The sequence below is a fragment of the Mycobacterium sp. ITM-2016-00318 genome, from assembly GCF_002968285.2.
In the GTDB taxonomy this organism is placed as follows: Bacteria; Actinomycetota; Actinomycetes; order Mycobacteriales; family Mycobacteriaceae; genus Mycobacterium.
Genome location: NZ_CP134400.1, coordinates 3,695,963 through 3,712,487, shown reverse-complemented (window position 1 = coordinate 3,712,487; position 16,525 = coordinate 3,695,963). Strand labels below are relative to the sequence as shown.

Sequence of the window (16,525 nt, the reverse complement as noted above, 5' to 3'; positions counted from 1 at the left end):
CATGCGAGGAGCATGTCTTACGGGAGTCGTGTGAAGAATGTGGTCCTCGCTGGCTCGTGCCTTGCCGTGACGGCCACCGGATGTGCTTTCCAGGGCCTGAATTCCTTGCCGCTGCCCGGCGCAGTCGGGCGGGGACCGGACGCCGCCACCTACCATGTCGAACTCCCGAATGTCTCCACGATGGAGTCGAATTCGCCGGTCATGATCAACGACGTCGTCGTCGGCAGCGTGGGCAAGATGAAGGTCGACCAATGGCATGCCGACGTCGAGATCTCGGTCAAGCCGGACGTGGTCGTGCCCGCCAACGCGGTGGCCACGGTCGGGCAGACCAGCCTGCTGGGCTCGATGCACTTGGCGCTCAACCCGCCACTCGGCCAAGAGCCAAGCGGCAGATTGCAGCCCGGTGCCACCATCGGCCTCAACCGGTCTTCGACCTATCCGACCACGGAGCAGACACTGTCGTCGCTGTCGGTGATCGCCAACGGAGGCGGTCTGGGGCAGATCGGTGACATCATCCACAACGCCAATGTCGCTTTGTCCGGACGTGAACCGCAGATCCGCGAGCTGCTCACCCGCCTCGACAATGTCGTCGGCGTCCTTGACGAGCAGCGGGACAACATCATCGCCACTATTCAGCAACTGAGGCGGGTCGCCGGCACATTCGCAGGGCAACGCGATGTGATCGACCGCGCGCTGAAGGACATTCCGCCAGCCTTGGATGTTCTGGTCAGGGAACGGCCCCGGCTGACGACCGCACTGGTGAAGCTCGGGCAGTTGAGCGATACCGCCACCCGTCTGGTCAACGACGCCGGCGACGATCTGGTGACCAACCTCGAGAACCTGGAGCCGACGATCAAGGCGCTCGCCGACGTCGGACCCGATCTGACAACTGGGCTTCGGTTTGCCACCGCGTTCCCGTACGGCCCGACCTTCGCCGACCGAGTCGCACGAGGCGACAACATCAACCTGTTCGCCGTTTTCGACATCACCTACCCGCGACTGAAGCGGACGCTGTTCCTCGGCACCCGGTGGGGCGACCAAGACGCCAAGTTCATCCCGGCGCCGGGAGACCCGTTCTACCTGAACTACTCGTACAACCCGCTCGGTGCGGGCGTCGCGCCGCCACCGCCAGAGGATGCGGCCCTTGCGGCGGGATTGCCTCCGGAGCAAGTGCCGCCTAGCGGGCCGATGCCGGCAGTCTCTGAGCCGCTGGTCCCGATGGTTCCACCCGCAACTGCGGCTCCGGTGACGACGGCATCGCAGATCTTCGCGGGACCGTACGGAGCCGAAGCGCCGGCGCCACCCGTCCCCGCCGCGCCGCCTGACGAAGTCCCACCGACACCGGAGGGCGGCGGCTGATGCTACTGACCCGCTTTGTCCGAAACCAGTTGATCATCTTCACCATCGCGTCGATCGTCGGTGTGATGGTGATGATCTTCACCTACATGCAGCTGCCGGCTTTGCTCGGCATCGGTCACATCAAGGTGACATTAGAACTGCCGGCCGCCGGTGGTTTGTACCGCTTCTCCAACGTGACCTACCGGGGCGTGCAGATCGGCGAGGTGAGAGAGATCAAGCTCACCGAGAGGGGCGCAGAGGCTGAGCTGACGCTGGACACCTCGCCGAAGATCCCCGCGGATCTGCAGGCCGAGGTTCGCAGCGTCTCGGCTGTCGGTGAGCAGTATGTCGATCTGCGTCCGCGTACCGATTCCGGGCCGTACTTGGAGGATGGCTCGGTAATCGCCATGGACAACGCGACCATCCCGCAACAGGTGGGGCCAATGCTGGATCAAGTCAGCGCGCTTGTCGACAGCATTCCAGAAAACAGGATCAGTGGCTTGCTTGATGAGACGTTCGAGGCCTTCAACGGCGCAGGCGAAGACTTCCAATCACTGCTCGACTCGTCGGCCAGCATCACCGATTACCTCGACGACGTATCTGACCAGAGCCGAGCGCTGATCGATGACAGTGGGCCGCTTCTGGAGTCGCAGGCCGAGACCACGGACGCGATCCGGACGTGGGCGCGCAGCTTGGCCGGAGTCACCGAGGAACTCGCGCAGAACGACCCCGATTTGCGGACGATACTGCAACGCGGACCCGGCTTCGCGCAGGAGGTTTCGGCGCTTCTGACTCAGATAAAGCCGACTCTGCCGATACTGCTGGCGAACCTCACCACCTTGGGTCAAATTCTCGTCACGTACAACCCGTCGCTGGAACAACTCCTGGTGCTTCTGCCCGGGGTCATCGCTGCTCAGCAGTCATTTGGGCTTCCGAAGAACAACCCAATGGGGCTGCCCCTGAGCGACTTCTCGTTCACTATCGAAGATCCCCCCGCATGTACGGTCGGCTTCCTGCCAGCGTCGCAGTGGCGCAACCCCGCCGACACCACCACGGTCGACACACCTGACGGGCTGTACTGCAAACTGCCGCAGGATTCGCCGATCTCGGTGCGCGGCGCACGCAACTACCCGTGCATGGGGCACCCTGGAAAGCGCGCCCCAACGGTCGAACTCTGCAACGACCCGAAGGGTTATCGGCCAAACGCAATTCGCCAACACACGCTCGGGCCCAATCAGTTCGACCCGAATCTCGTTGCGCAAGGGGTTCCGATCGACGATCGCGTTGACTTCAGAGATCGAATCTACGCACCGATAGAGGGTACGCCCCTGCCGCCGGGTGCCGTCCCTGCCGGAACGCCACCGATCGCACCCAATCCACTCACCGATCCGCTGCCGCCCGCACCGTCGGCGCCCGCGCCGCCGGGTAATTCCCTCAATGGAGTGCCGATACCGCCCGTCGAGGCCCCGATCGCGCCTGCAGGTGGAGACGTACCGCCTGCGCCGCTCGGTCCGCCGCCTGGGCCCGTCGAGGTGCCACCGCCAGACGGCGGCGCGTTACCCGCGGCGCCAAGTGCGTTCAACGGCAACGGTTCTGGTGGTCCATCGGTTGCGATCACGAGCTACGACCCGCGCACGGGACGTTATATGAGCCCCGATGGGCAGCTTCAGCAGGTGTCGACTCCGGTTGCTGGGACGCAACCCAGATCGTGGCAGGACCTGCTGCCGATCTGATCGTGCCAGCGGCGGCTAAGACAACTTTTCCAGTCGCACCGGCAACTGGGTGACAACCGGCTTGTTGAGACCGCATGCGCCGCTCGGGGCCATGGTCCGTTCCCAGCCCACGATCAGGTCCCGGGTCTTGTTCTTCTCACTCGTGGTCGGATCGAACCCCCACAACGCGAAGTTCTGGTGACCGGGGGCTGCCGTGCCGTCGGGGCACGGCGCCCAGTTCGGGATGTCGCGGTCGACCCTCCAGGAATCGCCGTTGAAGTTCAGCGAACCCGTCCAGCCTGCGTCGCTTCTGACCTCGCCGTTGCATTGGATCGGACTAATACAGTCCGATGTCACAGTCCAGGTCTCCATCTTCGACGGCTGGTCTATGTAGACCATGGCTCCACCCGCGCCGTTCGGGCCCGCGCTAGTTTGAGACCATTCGCCGTTCGAGAAGGCCCGATAGGTGCCATTGAGCGCAACGCCGTAATCCGTGGCGTGCGCCGACGGACCTGCGACTAGACTTCCGATCACGGCGATCGCCGTCGCGGCCGCAGCCACACTTTTCGCCTGCATAACCTAGTAGCCTAACTCGGTCTGGAGCTATCTTCTTCAATAGCGAGAGCTTCGTTCCCGCCTATGTGAAAATGTTGCTGTGCGATCAGTCGTCGCGGTGCTCGCTGCCTTACTCACCACCGGTTTGTTGCCCGGCGCGCCGCCGGCGGCCGCCGAGCCGCCAGAGTGCGACTACCCATCGTGCACGCCGGGCATCAGGCCCAATGTCGTGCTCGGCTCGTACTGCGACAACAGCACTTACTACGCATTCGGTGTGACTTCGTGGGGACGGCTGGTGTTCTGCGGCTCACCCAGGAGATACGAACCGCGGTGGTTCCGCTCGCCCGAGATGCATGGAATCAGAAACGAAACCGCACCCTGCCCCGCACAGGACGGTGAGGTGGCCCAGGCACCCGACGGGCTGTTCTTGACCTGCGTGGCCAATAACGGCGCCAGCATCTGGACGCGCGGAGACACCTAGATCGCCCGCCGACGAGCGGGGGACTGCGGGGTTGGACACGTGAAGCCCCCGCCAGGTGGTTCGACTCACCAGTGGCGCGCTTCACCCAGTGTCAGAAATGTATCCACCGTGTGGCCCCGTTGATCTCCGCACACCTCAGCGGGACGCCGGGGGTACGTGCCTGCAAGTCATTTGTGGTAATGGGTTGCTGCGCGCTATCACCCGGCCGTTCACAGGGCAGCGCCAACTCGCGCGTGCCGATCAACGGGCCGACCCGAACCCACATGCCCTGCGCGGCGCAGATGAGGGTGTTCCGGTCGGAATCCAGGCCGAAGACGTAAGAGGGACCGGGTGCGCAGGGTGCGCCCTCGGCGACATTGCGGGCAACGTTCGGGACGCAGTCTGCCGAGTCGCAATACGCCGATGCCTCACCGGCGAAAGGTATTGACGCTGAGAGTAATCCACAAGCGACGACCGGCGCCGCGATGATCTTGCGCACCTCTGCCTCCTTCGGAGATCAGACCGAGCCCGCCAGCCAGTCCAGCCTAGCGTCGTCTTCGCAGCTTCGAGTGAGTTCGCAGTCGAATCGAAACCTGTGGACCTGCGCGGCACGCCTACCCAACTGGGGTGAATTTGATGTTGAGGTCGGTCAGTCCGCGCAGAATGAATGTCGGCTCGTAGGTGTATGCGCGGGAGTCGGCGGGACCGTGCTTCTCGTCGTCGATCGTGATGTCGCTCAGCCGGTCGAGAATCCGCTCAATGCTGACCCGGCCCTCGACGCGCGCTAACGGTGCGCCCGGGCAGGAGTGGATGCCGCGGCTGAACGCGATGTGCTCGCGGACATTCTTCCGGTCGAGACGGAACTTGTGGGGTTCGTCGAACCGCCCGGGGTCGCGGTTTGCCGCGCCGGGACTGACCATCACTGTGGTACCGGCGGGGACCGAGGTTTCGCCCAGCGTCGTGGTCTTGCGAGCCATCCGGAACACGCTCTTCACAGGGCTGTCCATCCGCAAGCACTCCTCGATGAACACCGGAATGAGGCTGCGGTCGTCGCGCAGCTGCTGCTGGATCTCGGGTCGGTCACCGAGCACCCGCAGCGCCGCACTGAGAAGCTTGGCGGTGGTCTCCTGGCCGGCCCCGAACAGGAACGTGGCGGTGCGCACGACGTCGATGACTTCGGGCGTCGAGCCGTCGGGGTAGAGCGCAGTGGCCAGCCCGGTCAGCACGTCGTCACGCGGGTTCGTCCTGCGATCCTCGATGTAGTGACTGAACTTCTCGTCGGCCCACTCCAAGGGGTTGGCGGCGATCGGCTCGTGGTCGAGGCCTCCGATGTTGCTGCCGGGGCGCTGGGCGCCGAATGCTTCGCGAAACTCCTCGTGGTCCTCTTCGGGGACGCCGAGCAGATCGGCCACCACCAGCAGTGAGAACGGCCTGGCGTAGGCGGCCAGGAACTCACACTTGCCGTCGGCGATGAACTCGTCGATGTGGCGGTCGGCCAGCCGCCACATGAAGTCCTCGTTTTCCTTCAGCCGTTTCGGTGTCAACAGCCGACTAAGCAGCGACCGGGCATCCGTGTGGTACGGCGCGTCCATCGTGACCATGTGCTCGTACATCGGGATCTCGGCGCGGTGCTCCACGAGCTGTGCGCAGATGTCGTCGCCCTCGGGCACGAACGGGATCGGGGTGAACGGGCCGGCCACCGCAACGCAGGACGAGTAGCTCTCGGCGTCCTTGTAGACCGCGTTGGCCGCCTCCCAGCCGGTGACCGCGAGCACCCCATTGGTGATCGGGCAGCAGGATGCGTCCTTGGTCCGTAGATGGTCGAAGTAGGGATGCGGGTCCGGCACGAGCGACGGATCGGTGAAGTAGTCGAGGGAGTCGTAATCGGTAGTCATTAAAGGCGCTTCCTCCCGGAACCCGTGATAGCTCCACTGGCTGGACGTCGCACCGCGCTGAAGGTGCACGGCACATAGTATGCTGAGCACCTGCTTAGCATGGCGGTAGAGTCACGGTCAAGGTGACACCCGGTATGGCGGCTGACGTCTCCGGTGGCGACGCTCTGGGAGAATATTCGGGGAGGTGACATGGCGTCGGACCGAAGAATTGGGGCACCGGAGGCGAAGAATCGCGGCGTACTGCTGGATGCTGCCGAGGAACTGCTCCTGCAGGAGGGTTACGCCGCCGTCACGTCTCGGCGTGTCGCGGATGCCGCCGGGCTCAAGCCGCAACTTGTGCATTACTACTTCAGGACCATGGAAGACCTCTTCCTCGAGGTGTTCCGCCGCAGAGCGGAGGATGGCCTCGGGGTGCTGGCGACAGCGCTGGCGTCGCCTCAGCCGCTGTGGGCCCTGTGGAGGTTCAGCACGCAGCCTGAGGCCACCCGGCTGACGATGGAGTTCATGGGGCTGGCTAATCACCGCAAGGCGCTTAGGGCCGAAATCGTCTATTACGCCGAACGGTTCCGGAAGGAGCAGAACAAGGCGATCGCCGCTGCACTACGGCGCTACAACGTGGACGTGGGTGAGGTGCCGCCTGTGGTGTGGACGGTGTTCGCGACGAGCGTGTCGCAGGCGCTCGTGATGGAGCGGGCTCTCGGCATGTCCACCGGTCACGCCGAGACGTTCAAGTATTGCGAGCAATGGCTGCGTCGATTGGAAGGTGATCCTGTGTCCGCAGGCGACGCGACGCCGGTGAGTGATCACCAGGCTCGAATGGAGCAGAGCGCACCCTTCGGTCCCTGAGCGGTCTTCACGACCACGCCGTCGACGGCAAGCGCACAGTGGATGTTGGGTCTCTTCGGTGACTCGCCGCCGGTGCCCGCGACTACCATCGCCCACTGATCGGGGTCGGCCAAACCGACGTCGAGGTTCCATTGCTGGTTCGGGCCGACTTCGGCTTCGATGTTGGGGCTGTACAGGTAGGGGTTGTGGCTGTATTCCGCCCAGTTCGGCGGGTCGGTGTCGCGGTAGTAGATCTCCGCCGTGAAAGGCTCCTCGGCCCAAACCGTGTAATGGATGTGATGCAGCGGTGGAGGCGGCAGGTCGTCCGCGGCAGCGGTTGCGGTGCCGAAGGTGACACAGGCTCCCGCTAAAACCGTTGCCGACAGCACACTCAACAACGGCCTGGTACGCACGCGATCAGCCGGAAACCTCATTTCCGAGATGATAAAACGTTGTTTCCACAACCGGTATGGAATCGGCGATCTGATCATTACAAGTTCAGGATTTCTCGAGCGGTACCGGGACGACCTCGCTCGTGGCGCGCACCACTTGCCTTCACCGGCGCCGCGACGAAGTAGGACGAAGTAGTCAGTCACTCCGCTCGAGTCGCAGGACAGCACATACGTCGACTTGGCGGCTGTTGCAACTCCACCAACGGGGCGAGAGGCAAACTAGCATTGCCACTAGTTTGTCTCAGGACGGCGCGGGGTACCTAGCGCTAGGCGGTCAGGCCGTTTGCCTGCCTGCGGAGCCATTCTGCGCCACTACGCAGAGGGAGTTTTGATGAACCTGACACGGTTGATCGCGATGTTTTTAGCATTGCTTTTTCTGAACGGGATCCTCGCTGGCACCGCTTCGGCGACGACCGTCGTAGAGTGCCGGACGCTGATAGCCCAACTGCGGAATGCCACGGTCCAGGCCCAGCGCCAGTCCGCCCAGACAAAGGACCAAAGCGGCAGCCTCGCAAAGCTTGATGACATCTCCTTGATGCTGGCGCAAGGCAAGAACGCGGAGGCCATCCAGAAGCTGGACGACTTCGTTGCGCAGGGGCACCCCTCCATGGGTGTGCAGGATGTGATCCGCTGCATCAACGCGATCGGCGCCCCCTAGCTCGACTGCCCCCAGACGACTGTCACATCGGCAGGCGTGGTGACCAGCCCGCGCCATCGACTCCGTTTCGCAGATCATGACAGCGGGCACACGATTGCTCAGCGTGGGGCTAGTGTTGTTGCGTTGCGGTTCGACATGTAGGAGTCATCATGATGTTCGCCCGCCACCACATCGGCAAGCTTTTCGGTGCGGTGATAGCGGTGGCCGCATTGAGTCTGGTCACCCCCGGCAGCGCCGCCGCCGACGCCACCGACGACGCGTTTCTGAAGCAGCTCTTCGCCGACGGGATCAATTTTTCACAACCGGAACAGAGTGTGAAGAGGGCCCGGACGGTCTGCGAGGCGTTTACCTCCGGCAAATCGCCAGCAACCATTCACCAGCTGACACTGAACGACTCGGCCTTTACTCCGCGTCAGGCCGCGGTTTTCATGGCCGACGCCGTCCAGGCCTACTGTCCTAGGTACTCCGACCAGTTCATGAGCTAACTGCGCTTTCGACTCGACTTCTCAGGTGTGGGTTTTCGCGATGCGATGCGCGGAGTGACAACGCTATGCCCTGCGTGTGGTTCAAGTTCGAGAGGCATCCGCACGTGTGTTTTAGTGGGGCGGTGAGAGGCTGCGTGGCTTTGTTCGCTCTTTCTTGGAGCTGAGCCGCCGTCGGGCTTTACCCTGGGTGGGGAAATGAGCGCCTATCAGACACTGGTGGTCGGCACCGATGGCTCGCACACGTCGCTGCGTGCGGTGGAGCACGCGGCCGCGTTCGCCGCGGCACTTAACGCGAAGTTGATCATCGCGATGGCGCACTTGCCTAACGTGGATAAGGGAGGCTGGGGAAGACCAGCCCGGCCGGATCGTGTGATTGATGGCCGCGCCGAGGTCGTCCTCCGGGACGAGGGGGACTTCAAGATGCACGGGATGGCCCCCATATTTGGGATCCTTAGGGAAGCCCGCGACCGGGCCAGCGCGGCTGGCGCGAAGGATGTCGAGACGCGACCGATTCCGGTGGGTCGTCTGGGTGGTCCGGCACAGGCGCTGTCCCGGCTCGCCGAGGAGGTCAAGGCCGATCTGTTGGTCGTTGGCAACGTGGGACTGGGCACGCGCACCGACAAGTGGCTTGGCTCGGTACCCGGCGACGTCTTGCGCAAGGCCAAGACCCACGTGCTGATCGTCCACACCACCGACTGAAGCAGCCGTCCAGGCCGACCCTGTGTGTCGTTATGCCAATACCGAAGCTCTGACTCCGGTGCGGGTCAGGTTGTGAGGCCAATCATTCGGCGTGTCATCTCCTTCAAGTACGCGCGCAGGGTGTCACCGTCGACGTCGGCCAACAACGGATGCATGACGGCGACGCTGATCGCGCTCGACAGCATCGCGGCGTGCAAGCGCGCCTCGACGCCGCCTTCCGTGCCGAGCAGCGCCGCATAGAGACGCTCGATGAACCGCTGAAACGGTTCGTACTCCGCTTGAAGGCGAATGATCACGGGGTCGAACAGCGGGATGCTGAATGCGCCACGACGGTCGATGGCCTGTTCGATCATCCGGTCGAGGAGAACCTCCCGCGCCCGCAGCGAATGACCATGGGCCTCTGCGGCTTCCAGCGCATCCTCCAGTCGCCCCATCTCGCGTTCGGTGATGGCGATGACGATTTCTTCCTTGGTCTTGAACTGGCGATACACCGCCGCCTTCGTCACACCCATTTCGTCGGCGATCATTTGCAGCGATGTACCGCTGACGCCGTTCTCGGCGATGAGTTTCAGCGCCGCGTCCAGCACGCGGGTCTGGGCGGCGGTGCGCGTGATCGCGCTGAACCGAGGGCCCTGCCGCGTCGACGTCACACGACGAGGGTAATCGAGGATTGACCTTTTGGTAGCCGGTCGGCTACCGTCCAGTTGCCGATCGGCAACCGACGTCCATCGATGAAGAGAGCCCGACGATGAAACGAACTGACGGTGAGTTCATCCTTCTCTGCACGCTGCCGGTGGTCGCGCTGATCTGGGTGTCCGCCTTCTTCCTGTTTCCCGGCTTCGCACATCCGATGTCGCCGTCCTTGTCCGCCGAGGAAGTCGCGACCTTCTATCGCGACGAGACCGCGCGTATCCGCTACAGCATGATCCTGTTCAACTGGTTCGGCGTCGGCCTGGTCCCCATTGTGATCCTGCTCGCGATGCAGATTCGCCGCATGGCCCATCGGACGCCGATCCTGTCGTATTGCCTGATCGCATGCGCAGGCGGCCCCCCCACGATCTTCCTCATCGCCAACATGTTCTGGCTTCTCGGCTCGTTCCGCACTGACCGTGCACCCGAACTCACTCAGTTGTTGAACGACCTTGCGTGGCTAACCTTCACCCTCGTAGTTCCGTACCTGATCGCGCAGTGTCTGCTGCTGGCGCTGGCGATCTTCTGGGACCATCAGAAACAGCGCATCTTCAAACCGTGGGTTGCTCTCTTCAACGTCGCGACGGCGATCGCGTTGGCACCCGCCGCCTTCACCGCGCTCTCGTTCACCGGGCCGCTTGCATGGGATGGTCTGTTGTCGTTCTGGGTCAAGAACAGCGCGATCGCGGTGTGGATCGTCGTCATGGGAGCCGTTCTCGCGCAGAACATCCGGGAGCAGCGAGCCCAGGAGCGGGTCGCGGCATGAGCGCATCGACGACGGCGCTGCCGACGACGGCAGTCGCGCCTGCCGGTTCCCCGACGAGCAGGCTGCTGTGGAACATCCGATATCACCCCAAACGCGAGCTGTGGTTCGCGTGGTGGGTGATGGTCGTCTTCTACAACCTCTACGGCGTGCTGTTCTTCTTCGTCACCCGCGTGCAGCCACCGCCGAGCCCGGCGTGGGACACGCCGACCGTGGTGCGGTGGTTCGACGACCACGGCCACGGCATCATCGTCGGATTCGCCGTCGTGTTCCTGGTAGCCGGGATGTGCGCCCCAATGAACGCACTGCTGGCGTATTCGATGCGGCGGATGTCGGTGAGTCGGGTCTTCGCCTACTCCTACCTGATCATCTATGCGCTGGCCGCCGTACCGGGGATGCTGGTGATGGCCATGGCGATGACGGTGGCGGCGTTTCGGCCCGACCGTGACCCCGAAATCATCGCCTGGCTCTACGATTTCGGCTTCCTGTCATTCAGCGGCACCATGGGTGTGTTCCTGATCGGGTCGCTGGTCTACATGGTCGCGATCCTGCTCGACAAGAACCGTGTGTTCCCGAAGTGGTTCGGCTATCTCGGCCTGTGCAACGCGTTGACCGAAGTGGTGGTCGCGCCTGCGTGGATCTTCTCGCGCGGCGCCTTCGCGTGGAACGGCGCCATCGCCTGGTGGATCAACATGGTGGTGTTCGTCCTGTACACCGGCGTGTTCATCGTGTTGTTGCGCAAGATGATCGAACGCGAGGACTTCGGCACAGGAGTCCTACCGGAAATCGCGGCCAAGGAGGCGTCGCGATGACGAATCTCGCCGGCGCACCCCAACCGGAGCACCTCGACGACAAGGCCGCCGAGTTCGTTCCGGGTCAACCCGACATGTGGATGTTCGTTCTCTTCGAGACTCTACTGTTCACCGGGTACTTCTCGGTCTATCTACTCTCTCGAACCCAAAATCGGGAGCTGTACCTACAGGCACAGGGCGATCTTGATCTGCACATCGGTGTCTTCAACACCGTCGCGCTGCTGCTCAGCTCGTGGGCCGTCGCGCGCTGCGTTCAAGCCGCGCGGACAGGCGCCTACCGGTCGGCGATGACCAACGCCCTTCTCACTCTGTCCTTCGGACTCGTGTTCCTGGCCTCGAAGATCCTGGAGTGGATCAAGGAGATCCGGATGGGAAACACGTTCACCAGCAACGAGTTCTTCCAGCACTACTTCTTCTTGACCTCGATCCACTGCATACATGTCCTGATCGGGTTCGTCGTGCTCGGCGTTCTCGTGTATCAACTGTCCAGTCCGCTTCGGCGATCCCAGCAGCTTGTCGAAACGTGCGCCACCTATTGGCACACAGTCGATTTCCTGTGGGTGCTGATCTTCGCGTTGCTCTACGTTGTGAGGTGATCGATGAGCACCGCATCGAACAAGAGACTGTTGATCGTCTGGGCGATTCTGACGTCGATGACTTCTGCGTACGTCTGGCTGGATCACTCGGCCGATCGGCACGGAACACTGCAAGCAAGCACTGTCGTCACGGTGAGCGCCATCGTCATCGCGCTGATCAAAGTGCGCATCATCTTCAGAGAGTTCATGGAGGTGCGCCATGCTCCCGCTCTGCTGTGCCGACTCACCGACGGCTGGGTGGTCCTCGTCGGCGTGTGTCTGCTCACCACGTACTTCGTCGGCTCGGCGATCGCCTGAGGAGCCCTAGCGGTCGGGCGCGGCCCAGAACGCCCGCATGGACGTGATGCGGGCCTGGGCGTCGAACGTCATGACATCGATCCCGTCGATCGTGGTTCGGGCATCGTCGCCGATCACCGTCAGCCGCGCCAGGAACGCCGCCTCGGCGCCGTTGATGTGCACCGACAGGAGTTCGACTGTCCGGGTTTGCTTTTCGACGCGACTGTAGAGCTCACGGATCTCGGCGTGGCCGTGCCGTACACCGCTTCCCACCGGATCCTCCACCGAGGCATCCGGTGCATACAGCGCGGTGATCTCATCGGCGCTGCCCGAACCGAGCAGCTCTGCGTAGCGGTTGACGGTGTCGGCGACTGTCGGCACGACGGGTGCTATTACACCGACAGAATCGTCGCGGACGCCGTGCCGGGTGCGCCGTAGACCTGAGCCAGGCCCACCTTCGGCTCACCGGGCACCTGCCGGTCGCCTGCCTCACCGCGAAGTTGGCGCACCAGTTCGTGCACCTGTCGAAGCCCGGAGGCGCCGATGGGCTCGCCGTTGGCGATCAGGCCGCCGTCGGTGTTCACCGGCATCGTGCCGTTGATCTCGGTGGCGCCGTCGGCCAGCAGTTTCTCCTGCTCGCCGTCGGCGCACAGGCCCGTCTCGGCCATGTGGATGACCTCCGCGCCTGCATCGGTGTCCTGCAGTTGGGCGACGTCGACGTCCTCGGGACCGATACCCGCCGCCTCGTAGGCCGCCTTCGCGGCGTAGACCGTCGGCGACGAATCCTCGTCGAGCGGCGCGAATGTCGCGTGCACCTCGTATGCCCCGAAGGTGCGGGTCCGGATCTCGCTCGCCTTCACATAGACCGGCTTCTTGGTGAACTTGTGCGCGATATCGCCTCGGCACATGATCACCGCCGCCGCGCCTTCGTCGGGTGCGCAGAACATGTACTGGGTGAGTGGGTAGTTCAGCACCGCCGAGTTGAGGATCTCCTCCTCCGAAATCGGCTTGCGCCGGAAGGCATTCGGGTTCTTCTCGCCGTTGCGGAAGTTCTTGGCGGCCACCTTGGCCAGCGTCTCTTGGGAGATGCCGTGCTTGTTGAGGTAGTGGTTGGCCTTCATCCCGAAGAACTTGGTCGTGACGAACTGGCCGTTCTCGGCATACCACTGGGGCAGCGCCAACTTGGCCGGGTCGTCGGTGAAAGCACCGCGGGGATGCTTGTCCAGGCCGATGGCGATGCCGATGTCGTATTTGCCGAGCCGGATGGTGTCGGCGGTCTGCTGAACGGCCGATGCGGCGGTTGCGCAGGCATTGAAGACGTTGGTGAACGTGATGCCGGTCAGGCCGACCAGCCGGGTGACGGCGTCGGGGTTCGACACCTCGTAGCTGCCACCGAAGCCGAACTGGATGTCGCGCCACTCGACACCTGCGTCGGTGAGCGCGGCCTGAATCGCGTCGGCGCCCATCTCCATCGCGGTCTTGTCGAACCGGCCGAAGGGATGCAGCCCCACGCCGATGATGGCGACGTCGTTAGTCATGGCAGACCTCTCTAGACCGGCTGGAACGCGAAGGTGACGAGTTCGTTGCCCTCGTCATCGGTGGTGAACGGAATCATCGTCAACTCGACATCCATACCGAACTGCAGTTTCTCCGGGTCGTTCTCGGTAAGCCGGCCCTCGACGCGGATGACGTCCTCGAGCTGAACGAGCCCGACGCCGAACGGCACGAAATCCTTGCCCGTCGGACCCTTGTAGGGCGCGCCGGGAGGAAAGCCCTGCGTCGTCCACGCGACCAGCGTGCCGCGGCGGGGGAGGTTCACCGCGGACATGTCGCCGCCGCTGCACCTGGGGCAGCGCTGCTGGACGGGGAAGGTGGTGGCGCCGCACGCACCGCACCGGCTACCGATCAGCTGCGGGTTCTCGTCGGGCCAGGTGGAGATCTCGGGCGCGAGCGCCTTCTGCGGTGTCGACACGTGGTTGACATTAATCGGAAATGGCATTCTCGTCTAGAGAGAACACACGGTCCAGAGGTCGGTGATCGGCTAGCCTTCCCGGCGTGGATGCCGACAAGGCGCAAATCACCGAGGTGCTGGTCCGCTACGCCACGGGAATCGACACGAGGAACTGGCCGCTGTTCCGCAGCTGTTGGACCGACCAGGTCGACCTGGACTACGGCGACGTCGGCACGTTCACCGATCCCGACGCCTTCACCGATCTGTTCGCCCGGATTCACGACCCGATGGGACCGACGTATCACCGGCTGTCGAATTTCGTCATCGACGTGAACGGCGACACCGCGACCGCACGAACCTACGTGCACGCCGTGCTGATGGTGACGGCCGATGACAACGCCCCCTGGGTCGACGCCGTCGGCCACTACGACGACGAACTGGTACGGGGGCCCGACGGGTGGCGCATCCGTCGCAGAACCACACATACCCCGCGGTTACTGACCGGGGCCGGTGGGTCGTCATGACCGATGCCTTCGCGCAGCGCTACGGGCGGTGGGCGGTCATCGCAGGCGCATCCGAGGGAATCGGAGCCAGCTTGGCCGACCAATTGGCCGAGCGCGGACTGGATCTCGTGCTCATCGCCCGCAATGAGGCGCTGTTGAACGACGTCGCGACCGGGATCCGCGAGCGCCATGGCGTCGAGGTTCGACCGGTGCGGTTGGATCTGACCGTCCCCGATATCTCCGAACGGGTGGCCGAGGCGACCGACGGGCTGGAGGTCGGGCTCGTCATCTACAACGCGGGCGCCGCGAACCGGACGGTCGAGTTCCTCGACGAGTCGTTCGACGACTCGCTACGTCAGATCCAGCTTGCGTGCGTCGGGCCGGTGGCCTTGGCGCGGCACTTCGCCCCGGCGATGCGCGAACGCGGTCGCGGCGGAATCGTGCTGGTGAGCTCGCTGGCCTGCCTGGCCGGAGCGTCGCTGCTCGCGGTGTACTCCGCGGTGAAGGCGTTCAACGTCAACTTCGCCGAGGGGCTGTGGGCGGAATTGCGTCCGCATGGTGTCGACGTGTGCTGCACGCCGCTCGGCATGACGTGGACCGAGGCATACCAACGGATGGGCTTTCCGTACGACCCTGACACCGTCATGCTCTCCGAGGACGTTGCTCGGGAGATCATCGACAACATCGGAAACGGCCCGACTTATGCTGTGGGAGAGAAGAATCGCACGATGGCATCAATGGTGTGGACTGTTGACCGGCGCAACCTTGTCGAGCTCATGACCGCCGCCTCATTGGACTCGGCTGCCAAACAAGGGACGGCGGGCTGATGCGAGCGGTGGTACTGCGTGGCGGCAAGCTCGAGGTGCGTGAAACCGACGACCCGGTACCGGGACCCGGCGAATTGCTGATCAAACCGCTGAGCGCGGCCATCTGTGCGTCGGACGTGCACTACATGGACCATCCGAACTCCGCGGACCGGTTCAAATGGGACGCCGACCGCGACACCGTGATGGGCCACGAGTTCATCGGCGAGGTGGTGGGCCACGGACCGGACTGCAGCGACGACTTCCCGGTCGGCACACGGGTCACCAGCCTGCCGATCATGATCCGGCACGGCGAGGAACCGCTTGTCATCGGGCACAACCCGGATGCGCCAGGCGCGTTCGGCGGACTGATGCTCGTCTCGGAGATCATGGCCCGCAGGGTGCCTGACGGCGTGCCCGACGACTCCGTCGCGCTGGTTGATGCGTTCGCGGTCGGCGAGTTCTACGTTCGGTGTTCGGGTGTCAAACCGGGTGAGCTGCCGCTCGTCATCGGCGCCGGTGCCATCGGCCTTTCGACGGTGGCCGCACTCAAGGCGCGTGGAGTGGCGCCGATCGTGGTGGCCGACTACAGCGACGACCGGCTTGCCTACGCCAAGACCTTCGGCGCCGACGTCCTGGTCAACCCGTCGTCGCGGGATCCCTATGATGTATGGCGAGAGACGTTCCGGGCCAACAATTTTCAGACGACACAGGTCATCTTCGAATGCGTGGGCAGACACGGCCTGCTGCAGAATATCGTCGACGCGTGCGAGTTCATGGCGCGGGTCTACGTCGCAGGCGGGTGGTACGACGCGGGGACGATCGACTGCACCGCGGCCACCCACAAGGGCATGACAATCCAGTTCGGCGGCGGTCCGCTGCCGCAGGACTGGTACGGCACTCTGGACGCCGTGGCGGAGGGCAGGCTCGACCCGTCGCCGAGCATCGGCCGGATCATCGCACTCGAGGACGTGCCTGAGGCCATCGACCGGGTGCGCAAGGGGCAGGGTCCGCCTCGCGTCGTCGTCCATCCGACCGCGTCATGACGATCT

General features: G+C 63.9%; 21 protein-coding genes. 14 read left to right on the top strand and 7 right to left on the bottom strand.

Translation table 11 applies throughout. The features are described from left to right. Window positions 1-12: 12 nt before the first annotated feature. Together C6A82_RS18100 and C6A82_RS18095 are read left to right on the top strand one after the other, a co-directional pair. On the top strand, window positions 13-1,359 hold the full coding sequence (locus tag C6A82_RS18100; RefSeq protein ID WP_105348148.1) for an MCE family protein: 1,347 nt from the start codon (window positions 13-15) through the stop codon (window positions 1,357-1,359). Beyond that, the gene (locus tag C6A82_RS18095; protein WP_105348146.1) at window positions 1,359-3,071 is read left to right on the top strand and encodes an MCE family protein; all 1,713 of its coding nucleotides are present in this window, start codon (window positions 1,359-1,361) and stop codon (window positions 3,069-3,071) included. The genes C6A82_RS18100 and C6A82_RS18095 overlap by 1 nt, the downstream gene beginning before the upstream one ends. Window positions 3,072-3,086: 15 nt before the next feature. Here the strand turns inward: C6A82_RS18095 and C6A82_RS18090 are convergent, their stop codons facing one another. Then, complete coding sequence (locus tag C6A82_RS18090) at window positions 3,087-3,626, bottom strand: hypothetical protein (RefSeq protein ID WP_199193922.1); 540 nt, start codon at window positions 3,624-3,626, stop codon at window positions 3,087-3,089. Window positions 3,627-3,705: 79 nt separating this feature from the next. Here C6A82_RS18090 and C6A82_RS18085 point away from each other — a divergent pair, with 79 nt between their 5' ends. After that, window positions 3,706-4,086, top strand: coding sequence for a hypothetical protein (locus tag C6A82_RS18085; protein WP_105348144.1), 381 nt, complete (start codon window positions 3,706-3,708; stop codon window positions 4,084-4,086). A 593-nt stretch (window positions 4,087-4,679) separates the two neighbouring features. Here C6A82_RS18085 and C6A82_RS18080 read toward each other — a convergent pair. Further along, window positions 4,680-5,960, bottom strand: coding sequence for a cytochrome P450 (locus C6A82_RS18080; RefSeq protein ID WP_105348141.1), 1,281 nt, complete (start codon window positions 5,958-5,960; stop codon window positions 4,680-4,682). Window positions 5,961-6,149: 189 nt separating this feature from the next. Here C6A82_RS18080 and C6A82_RS18075 point away from each other — a divergent pair, with 189 nt between their 5' ends. Next, the gene (locus C6A82_RS18075; RefSeq protein ID WP_105348166.1) at window positions 6,150-6,806 is read left to right on the top strand and encodes a TetR/AcrR family transcriptional regulator; all 657 of its coding nucleotides are present in this window, start codon (window positions 6,150-6,152) and stop codon (window positions 6,804-6,806) included. On the opposite strand, the gene C6A82_RS18070 is transcribed toward C6A82_RS18075, so the two are convergent. After that, on the bottom strand, window positions 6,764-7,219 hold the full coding sequence (locus C6A82_RS18070) for a hypothetical protein (RefSeq protein ID WP_105348168.1): 456 nt from the start codon (window positions 7,217-7,219) through the stop codon (window positions 6,764-6,766). The genes C6A82_RS18075 and C6A82_RS18070 overlap by 43 nt on opposite strands. Before the next feature lie 349 nt (window positions 7,220-7,568). On the opposite strand from C6A82_RS18070, the gene C6A82_RS18065 reads away from it, so the two are divergent. From C6A82_RS18065 to C6A82_RS18055, 3 genes are all read left to right on the top strand, one after another. Continuing rightward, window positions 7,569-7,895, top strand: a complete 327-nt coding sequence (locus tag C6A82_RS18065) for a hypothetical protein (protein WP_142406041.1) — start codon at window positions 7,569-7,571, stop codon at window positions 7,893-7,895. Window positions 7,896-8,044: 149 nt separating this feature from the next. Continuing rightward, complete coding sequence (locus tag C6A82_RS18060; RefSeq protein WP_105348137.1) at window positions 8,045-8,380, top strand: DUF732 domain-containing protein; 336 nt, start codon at window positions 8,045-8,047, stop codon at window positions 8,378-8,380. A gap of 195 nt (window positions 8,381-8,575) precedes the next feature. Beyond that, window positions 8,576-9,079 carry a universal stress protein gene (locus tag C6A82_RS18055; protein ID WP_105348136.1) on the top strand — a complete coding sequence of 168 codons (504 nt, stop codon included), beginning with the start codon at window positions 8,576-8,578 and terminating at the stop codon, window positions 9,077-9,079. 65 nt (window positions 9,080-9,144) lie between these two features. Here the strand turns inward: C6A82_RS18055 and C6A82_RS18050 are convergent, their stop codons facing one another. Beyond that, window positions 9,145-9,729 (bottom strand): TetR/AcrR family transcriptional regulator, encoded by a 585-nt coding sequence (locus C6A82_RS18050; RefSeq protein ID WP_105348134.1) that lies wholly within the window; start codon window positions 9,727-9,729, stop codon window positions 9,145-9,147. A 98-nt stretch (window positions 9,730-9,827) separates the two neighbouring features. On the opposite strand from C6A82_RS18050, the gene C6A82_RS18045 reads away from it, so the two are divergent. From C6A82_RS18045 to C6A82_RS18030, 4 genes are read left to right on the top strand one after another with little or no spacing between them, the layout of a single operon-like run. Continuing rightward, on the top strand, window positions 9,828-10,535 hold the full coding sequence (locus tag C6A82_RS18045) for a hypothetical protein (protein ID WP_105348132.1): 708 nt from the start codon (window positions 9,828-9,830) through the stop codon (window positions 10,533-10,535). Then, on the top strand, window positions 10,532-11,344 hold the full coding sequence (locus C6A82_RS18040) for a hypothetical protein (protein WP_233217118.1): 813 nt from the start codon (window positions 10,532-10,534) through the stop codon (window positions 11,342-11,344). Before C6A82_RS18045 ends, C6A82_RS18040 begins: the two co-directional genes overlap by 4 nt. Next, entirely contained in the window at window positions 11,341-11,940 is a 600-nt protein-coding gene (locus tag C6A82_RS18035) for a cytochrome c oxidase subunit 3 (protein WP_105348131.1), read from the top strand. Before C6A82_RS18040 ends, C6A82_RS18035 begins: the two co-directional genes overlap by 4 nt. A gap of 3 nt (window positions 11,941-11,943) precedes the next feature. Next, complete coding sequence (locus C6A82_RS18030) at window positions 11,944-12,237, top strand: cytochrome C oxidase subunit IV family protein (protein WP_105348129.1); 294 nt, start codon at window positions 11,944-11,946, stop codon at window positions 12,235-12,237. Window positions 12,238-12,243: 6 nt separating this feature from the next. Here C6A82_RS18030 and C6A82_RS18025 read toward each other — a convergent pair whose 3' ends face one another. Genes C6A82_RS18025 through C6A82_RS18015 form a run of 3 tightly spaced genes read right to left on the bottom strand, consistent with a single transcriptional unit; the run spans window position 12,244 to window position 14,215 of the window. Next, window positions 12,244-12,597: a nuclear transport factor 2 family protein gene (locus C6A82_RS18025; RefSeq protein ID WP_105348128.1), complete on the bottom strand. Its 354-nt coding sequence runs from the start codon at window positions 12,595-12,597 to the stop codon at window positions 12,244-12,246. Window positions 12,598-12,608: 11 nt separating this feature from the next. Continuing rightward, a complete protein-coding gene (locus tag C6A82_RS18020) occupies window positions 12,609-13,754 on the bottom strand; it encodes a thiolase family protein (protein WP_105348126.1) in 1,146 nt (381 codons plus the stop codon). A gap of 11 nt (window positions 13,755-13,765) precedes the next feature. Further along, window positions 13,766-14,215, bottom strand: a complete 450-nt coding sequence (locus tag C6A82_RS18015; protein ID WP_105348125.1) for a Zn-ribbon domain-containing OB-fold protein — start codon at window positions 14,213-14,215, stop codon at window positions 13,766-13,768. A 56-nt stretch (window positions 14,216-14,271) separates the two neighbouring features. On the opposite strand from C6A82_RS18015, the gene C6A82_RS18010 reads away from it, so the two are divergent. The 3 genes from C6A82_RS18010 to C6A82_RS18000 are packed head-to-tail and all read left to right on the top strand — an operon-like array spanning window position 14,272 to window position 16,519. Further along, window positions 14,272-14,691 carry a nuclear transport factor 2 family protein gene (locus C6A82_RS18010; protein ID WP_105348123.1) on the top strand — a complete coding sequence of 140 codons (420 nt, stop codon included), beginning with the start codon at window positions 14,272-14,274 and terminating at the stop codon, window positions 14,689-14,691. Continuing rightward, window positions 14,688-15,497, top strand: coding sequence for an SDR family oxidoreductase (locus tag C6A82_RS18005; RefSeq protein ID WP_105348121.1), 810 nt, complete (start codon window positions 14,688-14,690; stop codon window positions 15,495-15,497). Before C6A82_RS18010 ends, C6A82_RS18005 begins: the two co-directional genes overlap by 4 nt. Continuing rightward, window positions 15,497-16,519: a zinc-binding dehydrogenase gene (locus C6A82_RS18000; RefSeq protein WP_199193921.1), complete on the top strand. Its 1,023-nt coding sequence runs from the start codon at window positions 15,497-15,499 to the stop codon at window positions 16,517-16,519. The genes C6A82_RS18005 and C6A82_RS18000 overlap by 1 nt, the downstream gene beginning before the upstream one ends. Window positions 16,520-16,525: the final 6 nt, after the last annotated feature.